The following is a 15,430-nucleotide window of genomic DNA, read 5'->3' on the forward strand; positions in this document are numbered from 1 at the left end:
TTCGATCAGCAATGCGACGCCGGGTGCCCGTGTGGGGCCGCCTTTTTTGACGAAATGCATTTCAGAAGTGACGCGCGATTGGAGTTGAAGATGACGCAGAAGGTGTCCCGTTGGGTGAGGGGCGTGGCGATCAGCGCGATCGCCGGGGGGCTGGCCCCCGTGGCGATGGCCCAGGTCGAACCGGAGGCGAGCGCCGAGACGCTGGCCGCGCAATGGGAAACCTACAACCAGTATGCCGTCTCATCGGTGATGGAGCTGGCCCCGATGCGCGCCGCGGCCGAAGTGGCCACGCCCGAGGGCGGCACGATCCGCCTGACGTCGCTCCACCCCGAGGTGAACCGCTGGTACCTGCTCGAGGTGACGCGCCCGGGGCAGGGCACGCAGCGTTTTCACCTGGAGAACGCGGACGCGGACACCTGGTCGCTCGCGCTCGAGGGGGGTGAGACGCCCGGGCTCGTGATCGCGGGCAACGGCGGGCAGGAGGTCTGCCAACCCTGGGACGGGGCGCCGTCGGAACTGGGCGCGGCGGCGCAGAGCGGTCTGCCCTATGCGCCGGTCTGCGGTCAGAAGATCTACCTTCGCAACCGCGTCGCCGGCAGCCGCACCAACCGCGAGGCGGTGTCGGACTTCCTGCGCCAGAACGTCGTGTTTGGCGACAAGCTGGTGAACCTGATCAAGGGAACCTTCTTCGAGGATGCCTTTCTCGAAGACGCCGCTACCGTGGAGCAGGGCGACGCGGGCGATGCGGTTGCCGCGCTGGGCGTGGCCAGGCTCGACCGCCGGCCGATCATGCGGCCCAACATGTCGATCGAGGTCATCGGGGCCGAGGGCGGCATGGAGGCGGGCGCTTGGTATGCCGTGGACGGGGCCGAAGGCGTCTTCGCCAGCGCGCTCAAGCCCGCCTATATCGCCAACGAGATCCTGAGCGAACGCAACGGGGCCAACTGGCTGGACGGGGTCGAGCAGAACGCGGACGTCTACCTCGTGGCCTTCGACCTGGGCCAGTTCGAGCTGGGCTACGAGCTGGGCACCGATCACCCCGGGCTGGGCTGGTCGTCGCGCCCGCAGCGCTCCGGGCAGGACTGGAACCTCGCGGGCCCCGACGGGATCAGCCGGGCCGATCCGCTGGTGCGCAACGGAATGCTGTCCCCGTCGCTGACGAGCCGCGCGGTCGCGGCCTTCGCGGGCGGCTTCAAGCGCGATCACGGGGCCTACCGGTTCTCGGATTACGCGACGTTCAACAAGGGGCACCACTACGGCTTCATCTCGAACGGCGTGACCTTTTCCAGCCTGATCGAGAACCTCGCCACGCTCTATGTCACGGTCGACGGCGAGATCGGGATGAAGACCTGGACCGAGGCCGACAACGCGATGGTGCCCGACCTGCGCTATGCCCGACAGAACGGCGTGGCCGTGGTGCGGCGCGATCCCGAGACCGGGCAGAGCGTGCCGGGGAACCGGGTCAATTCCTGGGGTGGCGGCAACTGGTCGGGTTCGGCGGATGCCCAGTTGCGGACCCTGCGGTCCGGCGCCTGCCTGCGCGAGATCGATGGGCGGCAGTTCCTGATGTACGCCTATTTCTCGTCCGTCACGCCCTCGGCGATGGCGCGGGTCTTCCAGGCCTATGATTGCGACTACGCCATGCTGCTCGACATGAACTCGCCCGAGCTCACCTACATGGCCGTCTACCGCCAGAACCAGGACGGCGACGGGCTCGAGCCGATGCACCTGTCGAGCTACATGGCGGAAAGCGATCCGTGGAGCGATGACGGGCGCATCCCCCGGTTCGTCGGATTTTCGGACAACAGGGACTTTTTCTACCTTCTCAGAAAGGAATAGCGACATGCGGAAGGCGATTGCGGCTTTGGGGGTTTGCTTGGCATTGGTGTCGGGAGGGCCCGGGGCCGCCGCCACGCTGGCCGAGAACAACGAGGCGATGTTCCGGCTGATGCAGGAAAAGCGCGGGGTGACGGCCTCGCAGATCGCCCGCATCCGCGAGATCTTCAACGCTTCCGGCATGGCCGGGCAGGGCAACCCGGCGGTGACGCGCCACCCGATGACGCCCCAGCAGGCCGCCGCGAAAGTGCCCGGCGATCCCTACCAGTACTACCGCAACGCCCGCTTCGAACGCATCTGCGGGCGCAAGTACATGGCCCCGCTCTACGACCCGGCGACCGAACGGCCGGAGGACGCCGAGGTCTGCGTCGACATGTTCGAATATCCCAACGTCCCGATGGCCTACCCGGTGACCTGGATCTCGGCGCGCGAGGCGGCGCTGGTCTGCGCGGCCGAGGGCAAGCGGATGGGCGATGCCCATGAATGGGAGGGGGCGGCGGCCGGCGCGCTGCTCGAGCCCGACTACCGCTTCGACCTGGGGTCTCACGGCGCGATGCGCGCGGCCCACAATGCCAAGTGGGGACAGCAGAAGACCTGGACCTATGGCCCGCAATGGCGCCGGGGCATCTGTGCGCAGAACTCGTCCAAGTCGCCCGGCTGCAACGGCGGAAGCTGGAGCGGCTGCGGGTCCAACACCTACCCGGTCGGCGCTTTCCCCAACTGTCGGTCCGGGCTTGGCGTCTATGACCTTGAAGGCAACGCGGCCGAGCACATGAACCTGCCGATGGCGCCGAGCCAGATGGCGAGCCGCGGCTCGACCACCCTGGGTGTGACCGAGATGAAGGGCAGCTGGTTCATCTGGGACAAGATCCGCGCGCACGAGGAATGGGCGCGTTGGCGCGCGCCCTACTGGCACGGCTCGCGGGTCATGTCGACGGCGAGCCACCGCAACTATCACCTCGGCTTCCGCTGCTTCCGCGACGTGCGCTGACGCGGGAGGACCGGTGAACGGAAAAGGCCGCGCCCGATGGCGCGGCCTTTGTCGTTCGCGGGCGTGAGCGGGCTCAGCGCGAGGCGATGCGGATCACCTGGCCCGGCAGCGGCCCGTCGCTGTTGAGCAGGTAGGCGTAGCGGCGCGACGACAGCAGTTCGTCCAGCGACACCGCCCGACCGTTGAGGTAGGCGGTCTTGCTCACCAGCCGGATGCCGTGGCTGTAGTCGGCATAGCTCGCCCCGTGCACGGTCGAGACCGGCTGGATCGGGTTCCCGCGCGACCGGTGCCAGCCGTAGATCGCCACCCGGCCGGGGTTCGAGGCCATGCGGCTCGCGATGACCACGTCCTTCTTGTGGCCCGAGATCAGGCCCCGACGTCCCTGCCGCTGCCCCTCGATCGTGGCGTTGTGGCGCAGGAAGTAGTTGGTCGAGGACATCTGCGGCCCGGCCTGCATCGGCTTGGGGCTCAGCTTCACGTTCGCCTGGGCATAGATCGCGTCGACCATGCGCGAGGTGGGCAGCGTCATGCCGAAGCGCTTGGCGATGGACGCGGCGGCGGGCAGGCCCAGAGGCACGCGCACGAAGTCGCTGTCGGAGCCGAGCGCGAGGTAGTCGGGCGTCACGCAGATGACGATTTCCGTGTCGGCCCCGCGTGCGTCCTGGCCACGGATGACCACCGGCTGAAGGTCCTTGAGGAAACCGGGCATGTTGCCACGCGCCAGCTCGTTGATGATCGCGTTGTCGCGCGACCCGCCGCTGCCGTTGCCCAGCGACGAGATGAACGTGGTGCCCCCCGGCGCGCTGGCGGGCCGGTTGGGCATGTCGCGCGCGTGGTTGCGGCCACAGCCGCGGCCCGCGATCATCGGCGTCGATTGCGCCTGCGGGGCAGGCTCGGCGTTCTGTTGCGGCGCGGGGGCAGCGTTGCGGCGCGGCGTGAAGGCCGCGCGCAGCGCACGGGGCAGCCCGCGCGGACGGGGCGAGGTTTCGACGGCCAGCGTCGAGGCCACGGGCGTGTCGGTGTCGACCGCTTCGGCCACGGCGAGCTCGATCGTTTTCGGCGCCGGCATCGGCTCCACATCCTCCGGGCGCGGCCGGGGACGCAGCGATTGTGCGGCGGCCAGCGTGGTGGGCGAGACGAGCTCGGCCTCGGGAGCTTCCGCCACCTCTTCCGGTGCGCCGAAGAACAGCGCCGCGGCGGCGCGGGTGGCAAGATCCTCTTCGCTCAGCCGGGCGAGGGCCTGCGGCGTCGGGGCCTCCGCCGTCTCTTCGACCGGGGCTTCGGCGACGTTCTGGACCTCGGGGCGTTCCGGCTCGGCCGGGGCGGTCTCCTCCGTGGGCAGCGGTGCAGGCTCCGGCGCGGGCAGCGCGGCGAGTTCGGGCCCAACGGGTTCGGGGGCCGCGGGCGCGGCGCCTTCGTCGAGCTTGAGACCGCTCAGCACCAACTCCGTGCGCGCGGCCAGGTCCATGTCGGCCTCGGCCGGGGCCGCTGCGGTTTCTTCGACCTTCGGGGTGGTGAAGGCGGAGACATAGGACGGGTACAGCGCGTGGACGGCAAACAGGCTGCCCCAGGCGGCGACGACGAGGCCGGCAAGCACGCCAACGGCGGCGAGAGCATAAGCCGGTCTCAGACGCAGACTTTCGTGCGCGATCATAAATTCTTCCCGTGACTGTCGGATCATTCAGCCGCGCTCGTACTGTCCCATCGTTAAGAAGACAATAAAGGCACATTCGTCCTTGTGGGAGGATTCTGGCCGATGGGCGGGAATCTGCCGCAGATTTCGCGGGATTCGGCAATCCTCCACCAGAATCGGCCTTCGAGCCCGGGTTTGGGGCGGTCCGACGCGCCTTTTCGGGCTCAGGCGAGCGCCGCGACGGCGAAGAGCACGGCGCAGGCCACCAGCCCGATTCGGCTCGCCCGGTCGGTGAGGGCGAAGACCACCGGGTCCTCGTTGACCAGCCCGCGGTGGGCCAGGAGCACGATCCGGGTGATCCACAGAAGCAGGACGAGCCCCACCCCCCAGAGCGCCGCCGGTTCGTCGTAGAGCGCGCGCACCTCCGGCGTGTCGAGGTAGAGCGCCAGCACCAATACCGCGATGTAGCCGGCCGCGGTGGCGAGCATCGCGATGATCGGCCGATCCTCGACCGTGTAGGCGCGCCCGGCGGCCGCCTTCGCCCCGCCGCGGCTGTCGAGCTCGACGAGCTCCGCCAAGCGCTTCACCGCGGCGAGCGACAGGAAGAGGAAGATCGAGAAGGACAGGAGCCAGACCGAGGGCACGATCCCCGTCGCCGCCGCCCCGGCCACGATCCGCATCGTGTAGAGCATCGCGAGCACGATGATGTCGACCGCGAGCATCCCCTTGAGGGCCATCGAGTAGGCGGTGGTCAGGATGAAGTAGAGCGCGAGCACGGCGACCAGCGCCGGGGTGGCGAGCGCGCCCACGGCGAAACCCGCGATGAGCAGCGTGGCCATCATGGGGCCGCCGTAGCGTACCGGCAGGCGGCCCGACGCGAAGGGGCGATTGCGCTTGGTGCGGTGGCGCCGGTCCGCGTCGAGGTCCGACAGGTCGTTCAGCGTGTAGACCGACGAGGCGACGAGCCCGAAAGCGAGAAACGCGAGCAGCGCCTGGAGGATCGTCAGGGGCGTGAAGGCGTGGGCGGCGAAGACCGGCAGGAACACCAGCACGTTCTTCACCCATTGATGTGGGCGCATCTGGCGCAGGATCTCGCGCGGGCCACCTTGGGACCGTGTGGCCGGGAGGTCGGCGGGGCGCGCAGTGCCCGCTTCGGTCGCGTCGAAACAGCCCAGGTGCCGTATGACGGCCGCGCCGAGCTCGGGGTGGTCGCCGTATGTGAGCACGGTGCGCTTGCCCGCCGCCCGGGCCGCCTTGCAGGCCGCCACCACCTCGGGGTCGAATGGAAACCGGGCCGGGTTCGGCACCCGGCGGCGGCGCGGGTCGCGCAGGCTGCGCAGGTCGCGCGACAGGTTCCACCAGAAAAGCTCGGCCGCAAGGTTGCCGTGGAGCAGGTCCCGGTCGAGGTCGACGGTCAGGGTGTCGGCGTTTGCGGGACGTGTCTGGTTCACGGGAATCCGGCGGTCTTGCGGTTATCGGGGCCACACTGCCCCGCCCGGGCCTGTTGACACAACTGCACAAAAGTGGGGCGCTGCGCGAAGCCCGGCGCTGTAGACTCGCGGTCACGGTCACGCTAGCAATTTCCTGAATTGGTTAAAAAGGAAGTATGCCGTGAAAGGGATTGGCCTCGTCGCTGCATTGATGTTTCCCGTCGCCGCTTTCGGCCAGGACGCGGGGGGCGGGGCCGATCCGATGACCGACACGGCACAGGCGCCCGCCGAGGCGCGGAGTCCGCTTGGCACGGTTGCTCGCAAGCCCGACGGCCATGCCGAGGGTGAGGATCCGCTGGGTGTCGCGCGGGCGATCAAGCCGCTTCAGGCCAAGGGCGACGTGTTCGAACGCCAGGACGTGGTCACGGCGCAGGCGGAGGTCGAGGCGCCCGAAGAGACCGCCGCAGGCGGCGAGGTCATTTCATCGGGCGGCGGGGAAGACATGGCCGCCGAAACGGGGGCCGATGCGGCGGAGGCCGGGACGGACCAGCCCGTTGTCGTGGCACAGGCCGAGGACCCGGCCCCGGAGGTCGGGCAAGAGGAACCCTCGCCGGACGTGGAAGCGGCCGAGGAGACCGCCGCTGCCGAACCGGCACCCGACCCGCTCGAGCTTGCCGCCGAAGAATGCCTCGACATTGCCGGACCCGCGAACGCCGGTGTGCCCGCCGCCGCGGTCGATGCGGACACGCAGCGGCGTACGCTCACGCGCGCGGCCGAGGCCTGCACCGAGGCGGCGACGGCCGAGAAAGCCGACCCGGAAGTGCTTTTCCATGCCGCCACCATCGCGCGCGCACGCGGCGATGCGCAGGCGACCTTCGACCTGCTCACCCGCGCGGCCGAGGCCGGGCTCGGTGCCGCCGAGACGCGGCTGGGCGACTACTTCCTCTTCGGCGTCGGCCCCGAGGGTCAGGACATCGCCCGCGCCGTCGACCACTACCGCGCGGCGGTCGAGCTCGAAGACGCGGCCGGGATGACCACGCTCGCGCTTCTCTACCAGGTGGCGCGCGGCGTGCCCCGCGATCCGGAGCGGATGGTGGAGCTCATGACCCGGGCGGCCGAGCAAGGCTATCACTTCGCGCAGTATCGCCTCGCGCAGACCTACCTGAACGGGGACGGAATCCCCGGCCGGGCGAGCGAGGACCTGGGCATCCCCGATGCGGCCAAGGCGGTGACCTACTACACCCGCGCGGCCGACAACGGGAACCTGTCGGCGGCGCTGGAGCTGTCGAACCTCTACGCCGACCCGTCGTCGGGCCTGCCCGACAACCCCGAGGAACAGGTGCGGCTCACGCGCATGGTGTCGCGCACCGGCCATGCCCCGGCGATCGCGCGCATGGGCGTGTTCTACGAGACCGGGCGCGGCGTGGACTACGATCCGGCCGTCGCGGCAGGGCTCTACGTGCGTGCGCTGGAAACCGGTGAGCTGAGCTTCGCCGACCTGCGGCGCGGCGCGGCGGGGGAATGGGACCGTGACACGGCGCTCGAGTTCCAGAAGATCCTGCAGGAGCGGGGCCTCTACCGCGGCGCGCTCGACGCCATCGTGGGGCCGGGAACCGCCGCGGCGGCGCGTGGCCTGGCCGACGGCTGACGGGTACCGGCCGGGCATGAAAAAGGGGGCCGCGCGGCCCCCTTTCGTTTTGCCAGCTCCGATTGCCGATCAGACGATGGTCGCCTCGGTCTTCTCGCGGATCTCATCCTCGGTCACGCCGGGTGCGGTCTCGACGATCTTGAGACCGCCCTCAACCACGTCGAGCACGCCCAGATCGGTGATGATCCGGTCGACGACGCCGGTGCCGGTGAGCGGCAGGGTGCATTCCTTGAGCAGCTTGGGCTCACCCGCCTTGTTGGTGTGGTCCATCACGACCACGACCTTCTCGACGCCGGCCACGAGGTCCATCGCGCCGCCCATGCCCTTCACGAGCTTGCCGGGGATCATCCAGTTCGCGAGGTCGCCGTTCTCGGCCACTTCCATCGCGCCCAGGATCGCTGCGGCGATCTTGCCGCCCCGGATCATCGCGAAGCTCATGGCGCTGTCGAAATAGGACGTGCGGTTGAGTTCCGTGATCGTCTGCTTGCCGGCGTTGATGAGGTCCGGATCCTCCTCGCCCTCGAAGGGGAAGGGGCCCATGCCCAGCATGCCGTTCTCCGACTGAAGCGTGATGTCCTTGTCGCCCACGTAGTTGGCGACCAGCGTCGGGATGCCGATCCCGAGGTTCACGTACATGCCGTCTTCGAGTTCCTGTGCGGCCCGTTCGGCCATCTGGTTACGATCCCAAGGCATCAGGCTTCCTCCCGCTTGCGCGTCGTGACTTTTTCGATCCGCTTCTCGTGCTCGCCCTGGATGATGCGGTGCACGTAGATGCCGGGCAGATGGATGTGATCGGGGTCGAGCGAGCCGCGCGGGACGATCTCTTCCACCTCGACGACGCAGACCTTGCCGCACATCGCCGCCGGCGGGTTGAAGTTGCGGGCGGTCTTGCGGAACACGAGATTGCCGGTGTCGTCGGCCTTCCACGCCTTCACGATGGACAGGTCGGCGAAGATGCCTTCCTCGAGGATGTAGTGCTCTTCCTGGCCATCGGGGCCCGTCGGGAAGGTCTTGACCTCCTTGCCCTCGCCGATCTGCGTGCCGTAGCCGGTCTTCGTATAGAAGCCCGCGATCCCGGCGCCGCCCGCGCGCATGCGCTCGGCCAGCGTGCCCTGCGGGTTGAATTCGAGCTCAAGCTCGCCCGAGAGGTACTGGCGCATGAATTCCGCGTTCTCGCCCACGTAGGACGACATCATCTTCTTGATCTGGCGGGTGTCGAGCAGCTTGCCGAGCCCGAACCCGTCGACGCCCGCGTTGTTCGAGGCCACGGTCAGGTTCTTCACGCCGCTGTCGACCACGGCGTCGATCAAGAGCTCCGGGATGCCGCACAGGCCGAAGCCCCCCGCGGCGATGAGCATGTCGTCGCGCAACAGGCCATCCAAAGCGGCCGTGGCGGACTCGTAGACTTTTTGCATCTGTCCTACTTTCCCTTGGTGACTGGGTGGCACGCCGCGCGTCGGCGCGCCAACATTCCTCCCCGCCGATCACGCGGGATGCGGCGTGACCTTAGCCCCCGCCGGATGGCCGTTCAAGCGACGGCCCCTAGGTAAGATTACGCATGGAGCGGCGCACGGCACGCGCCGCGGCGTGTGGTCCACAGGCGCGAAAAACTCGTAGAGTTCACAGGAATGCGATTGGTTTCCGGCGCTGAAACCATTAATCAGGCCGCCAAGCAAGAAAACGGACAGCCGACGTGGGGACGATCGATGGGTGACGGGAGCAACCTGCTGGTTATCATTGCGCTTTTGCCCTTCGTGGGCGCGCTGGTGCCGGGGTGGATGATCCGCGCGGGACGCAATGCCTGTGCCACGTTCACCGCCGTTCCCACGATCCTCGCGCTCGTCATGCTCGGCATCCTCGCGCCCCGCGTGATGGGGGGCGAGGTGATCCAGGCGCAGTTCGAGTGGCTGCCGCAACTGGGGCTGTCGGCCTCCTTCTTCCTCGACGGGCTGGGCCTGCTGTTCGCGGGCATGATCCTGGGCGTCGGCCTTCTGATCATCCTCTATGCCCGCTTCTACCTCTCGGGCGACGACCCGATGGGGCAGTTCTACACCTATCTGCTGCTGTTCCAGGGCGCGATGCTGGGCATCGTGCTGTCCGACAACATCCTGCTTTTGCTGGTGTTCTGGGAGCTCACGTCGCTCTCGTCCTTCCTGCTCATCGGCTACTGGAAGCACCTGCCGGAAGGACGGCAGGGCGCGCGCATGGCGTTGGCGGTCACCGGGTCCGGCGGGCTCGCCATGATCGGGGGCATGCTGATCCTGGGCAACATCGTGGGCAGCTACGAGCTCACCGACATCCTGTCCTCGGGCGAGATGATCAAGGAGTCGGAGTGGTACCTGCCGGCGCTGATCCTGATCCTGCTGGGCGCCTTCACCAAGTCGGCGCAGTTCCCGTTCCACTTCTGGCTTCCCCACGCGATGGCCGCGCCGACGCCGGTGTCGGCCTACCTGCACTCGGCCACGATGGTGAAGGCGGGCGTCTTCCTGATGGCCCGCATGTGGCCCGCCCTCGCGGGCACGCCCGAGTGGTTCTACATCGTCGCGACGGTGGGGCTGATCACGATGGTGCTGGGCGCGCTGATCGCGCTCTTCAAGGACGACCTGAAGGCGCTTCTCGCCTTCTCGACGGTGTCGCACCTCGGCCTTCTGACCATGCTTCTGGGCTTTGGGACCACCGCCGCCGCGGTGGCCGCCGTGTTCCACATCATCAACCACCTGACCTTCAAGGCGGCGCTCTTCATGACCGCCGGGATCGTGGACCACGAGGCGCATACCCGCGACATCAAGAAGCTGGGCGGGCTTGCCCGGCTGATGCCGATCACCGCGACCATCGGGACGGTCGCGGCGCTGTCGATGGCCGGTATCCCGCTCTTCAACGGGTTCCTGTCGAAGGAGATGATGCTCGAGGAGGCCTCGCACACCTACTGGTTCGAGAACCCGTGGATCGTCCCGGCGCTCGCCACCATCGGCGCGCTCTTCTCGGTCGCCTACAGCCTGCGTTTCATCTTCCACACGTTCGGCGGCCCGGTGCGCGACGATTACCCGCACAAGCCGCACGACCCGCCCTTCGGCATGTACGTGGCCCCCGCGCTGCTCGCCATCCTGGTCATTCTGATCGGTGTGATGCCTTTCCTCGCCGAGCCGCTGGTCGAGGTCGCCGCGTCGGCCGTGACGGGCGAGGCGCTGCATCCGCACCTGAAGATCTGGCACGGCGTCACGCCCGCGCTCTTCATGTCGATCGCCGCGATCGTCGGGGGGATCGTGCTTCTCCTGCTCCACCGCCCGCTGGACCGCGCCTGGATCGCCGCGCCCCGGCCCGAGGCCAAGGTCATCTTCGACTGGCTCATCGAGCGCCTCGCCACGGCCGCGCGCTGGTTCAGCGACCTGACGCACAACGGGTCGATCAGCCGCTACCTGGCCATCTTCACCGCGACGGCCGTCGTGCTGGGCTACGTCGCCTATACCGGCGGAGGCCTGGCCGCACCGAGCCGCGAGATCCTGCCGGTGCCGCCGATCGCCGCGGTGGGCTTCGTCCTCCTGGTGGTGGCCACGGCCTCGGTCGTCGGTATGCACCGGAACCGCTTCCGCGCGCTGGTGCTGATCGGGATCATCGGGCTGATGGTGTCGGCGGGCTTCGTCTATCTCTCGGCGCCCGACCTCGCGCTCACGCAGATCTCGGTCGAGACGGTGACGATCATGCTCCTGCTGCTCGCGCTGCACTTCATCCCGAAGACGACGCCGAAGGATTCGTCGATGCTCATCAAGGCCCGCGACGCGGTGATCGCGCTGGGCGCGGGCGGCGGCGTGGCGGCGTTGACATATGCCTTCCTGATCCGCGACATCGACACGATCTCGGGCTTCCATCTCGACAATTCCTATGCCGGGGGCGGCGGCAACAACGTGGTCAACGTGATCCTCGTGGACTTCCGGGGCTACGATACCTACGGCGAGATCATCGTGCTGGGGATCGCGGGCCTGATCATCTATGCGTTGATGACGGCGCTTCTGAACGGGCCGGCCAGCCGCAAACTGCGCAATACCGACTTCGCGCGCGACCTGTCGCGCGACCGTCACCCGCTGATGATGGTCGTCGCGACCCGGGTGATGATGCCCATCGCGGTGATGGTCGGCGTCTACATCTTCCTGCGCGGCCACAACTACCCGGGCGGCGGCTTCGTCGCGGGGCTGGTGATCGCGATCGCGCTTCTCATGCAGTACATGGCCTCCGGCTTTGCCTGGACGCAATCGCGCCAGCGCATCCAGTACCATGCCATGATCGGATGGGGCGTGGTGATCGCCGGGCTGACCGGGGCAGGGGCCTGGCTGGCCGGCAAGCCGTTCCTGACATCGGCCTTCGGCTACGTGCACCTGCCCCCGATCGAGGAGTTCGAGCTGGCCACCGCCGCGCTCTTCGACCTCGGGGTCTTCCTGACCGTGCTCGGCGCGGTGATGCTGATGCTCTACAGTCTCAGCCGGATCGCGCGCTATGCCGGCCAGTCGGTGAACCTCGAACCCATGGATTACGACCCCGCTGACCGGGTCAAGCAGCGGGAAGGGAGCGAATAACGTGGAACTGATCGTCGCCAGCGCCGTGGGCGTGCTGACCGCGGGGGGCATCTATCTCATGCTCCGGCTGAGGGCCTTTCCGGTGATCCTCGGGCTCGCGCTGCTGTCCTATGCCGTGAACATCTTCATCTTCGCCTCCGGCCGGCTCGCCGTGAACATGGCGCCCGTCCTGAAGTACGGGGAGGCGAGCTATACCGATCCGCTGCCGCAGGCGCTGGTCCTGACGGCGATCGTGATCTCCTTCGGCATGACCGCCGTGCTGGTCATGATCGCCATCGGCGCGTTCCTCGACAGCGGGACCGACAAGGTGAACATCGCCGACAGCGACGCGGATGTGGAGGACCCGGTGAAATGAACCACTGGATCATCGCCCCTGTCATCCTGCCCGCCCTGATCGCGCCCATCGTGGGCTACGTGATGCGCCACGACATCTCGCTGGCGCGGATCGGGTCGACCATCGGCACGGTCCTTCTCGTGGCGATCGCCGCGGGGCTGTTCTGGACCGCCTCGGACGGGCAGATCCACGTCTACCGCCTGGGCGACTGGCCCGCGCCCTTCGGGATCGTGCTGGTGCTCGACCAGCTGTCGGCGCTGATGGTGCTGCTCACCTCGGTCCTCGCGCTGCTCGTGCTGATCCACGCCATATCGACCAACTGGGACCAGAGAGGCGTGCATTTCCATGCGCTCTTCCAGTTCCAGCTCATGGGGATCTGCGGGGCCTTCCTCACCGGCGACGTCTTCAACCTGTTCGTCTTCTTCGAGGTGCTGCTGATCGCCTCCTACGGCCTGATGATCCATTCGGGCGGCAAGATGCGGATGCGCGCGGGCCTGCAATACGTGATCATGAACCTTGCGGGCTCGACCCTGTTCCTGTTCGCGCTGGGCACGCTCTATGCTTCCGCCGGCACACTCAACATCGCCGACCTCGCGGTGCGCCTGGCCGAGATCCCGGAGAGCGAGGCGGGGATCGTGCGCGTCGCCGCGATGCTCCTGATGATCGTCTTCGCGGTGAAGGCCGCGCTCTTCCCGGTGCAGTTCTGGCTGCCGGGCGCCTATTCCAACGCGCCCGCTCCGGTTGCCGCGCTCTTCGCCATCATGACCAAGGTGGGCGCCTACGCGATCCTGCGGGTCCACACCATCGTCTTCGGGCCCGAGATCGCGGCGACCGAGCACATGGCGGGCCTGTGGCTTTTCCCGGCCGCGATCGTGACCATTGCGGTGGGCGCGATCGGCGTGCTGGGCGCGCGGCGGCTTCTGCCCCTGATCGCCTTCTCGGTGCTGGGGTCGATGGGCACGCTGATGATCGCGATCTCGGACTTCTCGCCGGGGGCCACCACGGCGGCGCTCTATTACCTCGTGCATTCGACCTTCGCGGCCGCGGCCCTGTTCCTGGTGGCCGACCTCGTGGTCACGCGCCGCCCCGGCGACACGCTGGGCACCCTGCCGGCCACGGTGCAGAACGGCCTCTTCGCGGCGCTCTTCTTCGCGGCGGCCATCGGCATGGCCGGGATGCCGCCCCTGTCGGGCTTCCTGGGCAAGCTCTTCGTTCTCGACAACCTGCGGGTGCCCGAGGAAATGCCCTGGGCCTGGAGCGCGGTGCTGGTCGGGTCGCTCGTGACCATCGTCGGCTTCGCGCGCGCGGGCAGTGCGCTGTTCTGGAAATCCACCTCCTTCGTCCTGCCCGAGAACGTCGTCTCCGAGGACGAGGAAGAGGAAGAGACGCATATCACGCACGAACCGGCCCGCGCCTGGGAAGTCGCCCCGACGATGATGGCGATCGGCGCGCTGGCCGCGCTGTCGATCTTCGCCGGCCCCGCCGCGCGGTACTTCGAGGCGACCTCGGCCCAGCTCTTCGAGCGGTCGCTCTACGTCGGCGCGGTGCTGGAGAACCCCGAAGGGCTGAAACCCTATCCCGACGCCCACGGCGAAGATGACGGCGAGGCGGAGAGCCACGGGACGGAAGAAGCCGAAAGTCACGGCACGGCCGCCGCCGACGGTGAAAAGGAGGCGCACTGAGCCATGCTGTTACGACGTCTCGTTCCCCACCCGCTGCTGTCGCTTCTGCTGCTGGTCGTCTGGATCCTGCTGGTGAACAAGATCACCGTGGGCAACCTGCTCCTGGGCGGGGTGCTGGGGCTGCTGGTGCCGATCTTCACCGCGCCTTACTGGCCGGACCGCCCGGTGGTGCATCGGCCGCTCAAGGTCGCCGAATACATCCTCGTGGTCCTGTGGGACATTCTCGTGGCCAACGTGCAGGTCGCGTTCATCGTGCTGTTCAAGCCGAACGCGAAGATCGAAAGCCACTGGATCAACGTGCCGCTCGAGCTCACCTCGGCCGAGGCGATCACGGTCCTCGCAGGGACGATCACCATGACGCCGGGCACGGTGTCCGCCGTGCTGTCGGCGGACGCGGGCAACATCCTGGTCCACTGCCTTCACACGGACGACCCGGACGCGGTCCGCGACGACATTAAGTCGCGCTATGAACGTCGATTGAAGGAGATCTTCCAATGATCGAATACGCCCTTCTCTTCGCAATGGGCTGCTTCGGGCTGGGGCTGCTGTTCAACCTGTGGCGCATCGCCGTGGGGCCGGACGCGGCCGACCGGATCCTGGCGCTCGACACGATGGTGATCAATGTCATCGCGCTGCTGATCCTCTACGGGATCCAAGCCAGGACCGCGACCTACTACGAGGCGTCGATGCTGGTGGCGATGGTCGGCTTCGTCTCCACCGTCGCCTATTGCCGCTACATCCTGCGCGGCGACATCATCGAGTGAGGGGCTGATGGAACAGATCGTCGAATACATCATCGCCGCCTTCCTGGTGCTCGCCGGGATCTTCGGGCTGACCGGCTCCTTCGGGCTCGTGAAGCTGCGCGACACGATGCAGCGCCTCCACGCGCCGACCAAGGCGACCACACTCGGCGTCGGCGGGGTCCTGATCGCCTCGATGCTCTATTACGGCCTGATCGAAGACACGCTGTCGTTCCACGAACTCCTCATCACGGTGTTCCTGTTCCTCACCGCGCCGATCACCGCGAATTTCATCGCCAAGACCTACATGGCGCAGAACATGAAGGCCGAGGACGTGCCGGATACCGGGCGCGAGCACGGCTGGTCCGTCTACGACGATCCGCCGAACCCGCCGGTGATCTCGGACACCGCCGAGGAATAACGCCCCGTTGCGCGTTCGCGGTTTCTGCGGGGACCGAAAGTTTCCTGTCCGAAACAAATGTATACGCGCATTGGCGCCCACGCCCGGATTTGCCTGAAATCCGGGTCAAAATTGCTTGACTTGCAGCACCCGGGCAGGTCTTTTCGC

General features: G+C 67.7%; 13 protein-coding genes. 9 read left to right on the forward strand and 4 right to left on the reverse strand.

Going from position 1 to position 15,430, the window contains the following annotated elements:
* Positions 1 to 90: 90 nt before the first annotated feature.
* The gene (locus tag GQE99_RS06000; RefSeq protein ID WP_161350679.1) at positions 91 to 1,839 is read left to right on the forward strand and encodes a hypothetical protein; all 1,749 of its coding nucleotides are present in this window, start codon (positions 91 to 93) and stop codon (positions 1,837 to 1,839) included.
* A gap of 46 nt (positions 1,840 to 1,885) precedes the next feature.
* Positions 1,886 to 2,827, forward strand: a complete 942-nt coding sequence (locus GQE99_RS06005; protein ID WP_328794063.1) for an SUMF1/EgtB/PvdO family nonheme iron enzyme — start codon at positions 1,886 to 1,888, stop codon at positions 2,825 to 2,827.
* Between the two features lie 73 nt (positions 2,828 to 2,900).
* Here GQE99_RS06005 and GQE99_RS06010 read toward each other — a convergent pair whose 3' ends face one another.
* Positions 2,901 to 4,481 (reverse strand): hypothetical protein, encoded by a 1,581-nt coding sequence (locus GQE99_RS06010; RefSeq protein WP_161350681.1) that lies wholly within the window; start codon positions 4,479 to 4,481, stop codon positions 2,901 to 2,903.
* Between the two features lie 203 nt (positions 4,482 to 4,684).
* The gene (locus GQE99_RS06015; protein ID WP_161350682.1) at positions 4,685 to 5,911 is read right to left on the reverse strand and encodes a UbiA family prenyltransferase; all 1,227 of its coding nucleotides are present in this window, start codon (positions 5,909 to 5,911) and stop codon (positions 4,685 to 4,687) included.
* A gap of 160 nt (positions 5,912 to 6,071) precedes the next feature.
* Between GQE99_RS06015 and GQE99_RS21845 the strand changes: the two genes are divergently transcribed.
* Positions 6,072 to 7,538, forward strand: a complete 1,467-nt coding sequence (locus tag GQE99_RS21845) for a tetratricopeptide repeat protein (protein WP_161350683.1) — start codon at positions 6,072 to 6,074, stop codon at positions 7,536 to 7,538.
* Between the two features lie 69 nt (positions 7,539 to 7,607).
* Here the strand turns inward: GQE99_RS21845 and GQE99_RS06025 are convergent, their stop codons facing one another.
* Positions 7,608 to 8,231 carry a 3-oxoacid CoA-transferase subunit B gene (locus tag GQE99_RS06025; protein WP_161350684.1) on the reverse strand — a complete coding sequence of 208 codons (624 nt, stop codon included), beginning with the start codon at positions 8,229 to 8,231 and terminating at the stop codon, positions 7,608 to 7,610.
* Positions 8,231 to 8,953 carry a CoA transferase subunit A gene (locus GQE99_RS06030; RefSeq protein WP_161350685.1) on the reverse strand — a complete coding sequence of 241 codons (723 nt, stop codon included), beginning with the start codon at positions 8,951 to 8,953 and terminating at the stop codon, positions 8,231 to 8,233. The genes GQE99_RS06025 and GQE99_RS06030 overlap by 1 nt, the downstream gene beginning before the upstream one ends.
* Positions 8,954 to 9,244: 291 nt before the next feature.
* Between GQE99_RS06030 and GQE99_RS06035 the strand changes: the two genes are divergently transcribed.
* The 6 genes from GQE99_RS06035 to GQE99_RS06060 are packed head-to-tail and all read left to right on the forward strand — an operon-like array spanning position 9,245 to position 15,283.
* A complete protein-coding gene (locus GQE99_RS06035) occupies positions 9,245 to 12,106 on the forward strand; it encodes a monovalent cation/H+ antiporter subunit A (RefSeq protein ID WP_161350686.1) in 2,862 nt (953 codons plus the stop codon).
* 1 nt (position 12,107) lies between these two features.
* Positions 12,108 to 12,461, forward strand: coding sequence for a Na+/H+ antiporter subunit C (locus GQE99_RS06040; protein WP_161350687.1), 354 nt, complete (start codon positions 12,108 to 12,110; stop codon positions 12,459 to 12,461).
* Positions 12,458 to 14,122 (forward strand): monovalent cation/H+ antiporter subunit D, encoded by a 1,665-nt coding sequence (locus tag GQE99_RS06045; protein WP_161350688.1) that lies wholly within the window; start codon positions 12,458 to 12,460, stop codon positions 14,120 to 14,122. Before GQE99_RS06040 ends, GQE99_RS06045 begins: the two co-directional genes overlap by 4 nt.
* A gap of 6 nt (positions 14,123 to 14,128) precedes the next feature.
* Complete coding sequence (locus tag GQE99_RS06050; RefSeq protein ID WP_161350820.1) at positions 14,129 to 14,620, forward strand: Na+/H+ antiporter subunit E; 492 nt, start codon at positions 14,129 to 14,131, stop codon at positions 14,618 to 14,620.
* Positions 14,617 to 14,886, forward strand: coding sequence for a K+/H+ antiporter subunit F (locus GQE99_RS06055; RefSeq protein ID WP_161350689.1), 270 nt, complete (start codon positions 14,617 to 14,619; stop codon positions 14,884 to 14,886). Before GQE99_RS06050 ends, GQE99_RS06055 begins: the two co-directional genes overlap by 4 nt.
* Before the next feature lie 7 nt (positions 14,887 to 14,893).
* Positions 14,894 to 15,283 carry a Na+/H+ antiporter subunit G gene (locus GQE99_RS06060; protein WP_161350690.1) on the forward strand — a complete coding sequence of 130 codons (390 nt, stop codon included), beginning with the start codon at positions 14,894 to 14,896 and terminating at the stop codon, positions 15,281 to 15,283.
* Positions 15,284 to 15,430 lie beyond the last annotated feature (147 nt).

This window comes from Maritimibacter harenae (assembly GCF_009882975.1).
Lineage (GTDB): Bacteria > Pseudomonadota > Alphaproteobacteria > Rhodobacterales > Rhodobacteraceae > Maritimibacter > Maritimibacter harenae.

Bases quoted from the DNA above. Each gene is read 5' to 3' on its own strand.
- GQE99_RS06000 (WP_161350679.1), top strand. From the start codon at position 91: ATGACGCAGAAGGTGTCCCGTTGGGTGAGGGGCGTGGCGATCAGCGCG.
- GQE99_RS06010 (WP_161350681.1), bottom strand. From the start codon at position 4,481: ATGATCGCGCACGAAAGTCTGCGTCTGAGACCGGCTTATGCTCTCGCC.
- GQE99_RS06025 (WP_161350684.1), bottom strand. From the start codon at position 8,231: ATGCCTTGGGATCGTAACCAGATGGCCGAACGGGCCGCACAGGAACTC.
- GQE99_RS06030 (WP_161350685.1), bottom strand. From the start codon at position 8,953: ATGCAAAAAGTCTACGAGTCCGCCACGGCCGCTTTGGATGGCCTGTTG.
- GQE99_RS06035 (WP_161350686.1), top strand. From the start codon at position 9,245: ATGGGTGACGGGAGCAACCTGCTGGTTATCATTGCGCTTTTGCCCTTC.
- GQE99_RS06045 (WP_161350688.1), top strand. From the start codon at position 12,458: ATGAACCACTGGATCATCGCCCCTGTCATCCTGCCCGCCCTGATCGCG.
- GQE99_RS06055 (WP_161350689.1), top strand. From the start codon at position 14,617: ATGATCGAATACGCCCTTCTCTTCGCAATGGGCTGCTTCGGGCTGGGG.
- GQE99_RS06060 (WP_161350690.1), top strand. From the start codon at position 14,894: ATGGAACAGATCGTCGAATACATCATCGCCGCCTTCCTGGTGCTCGCC.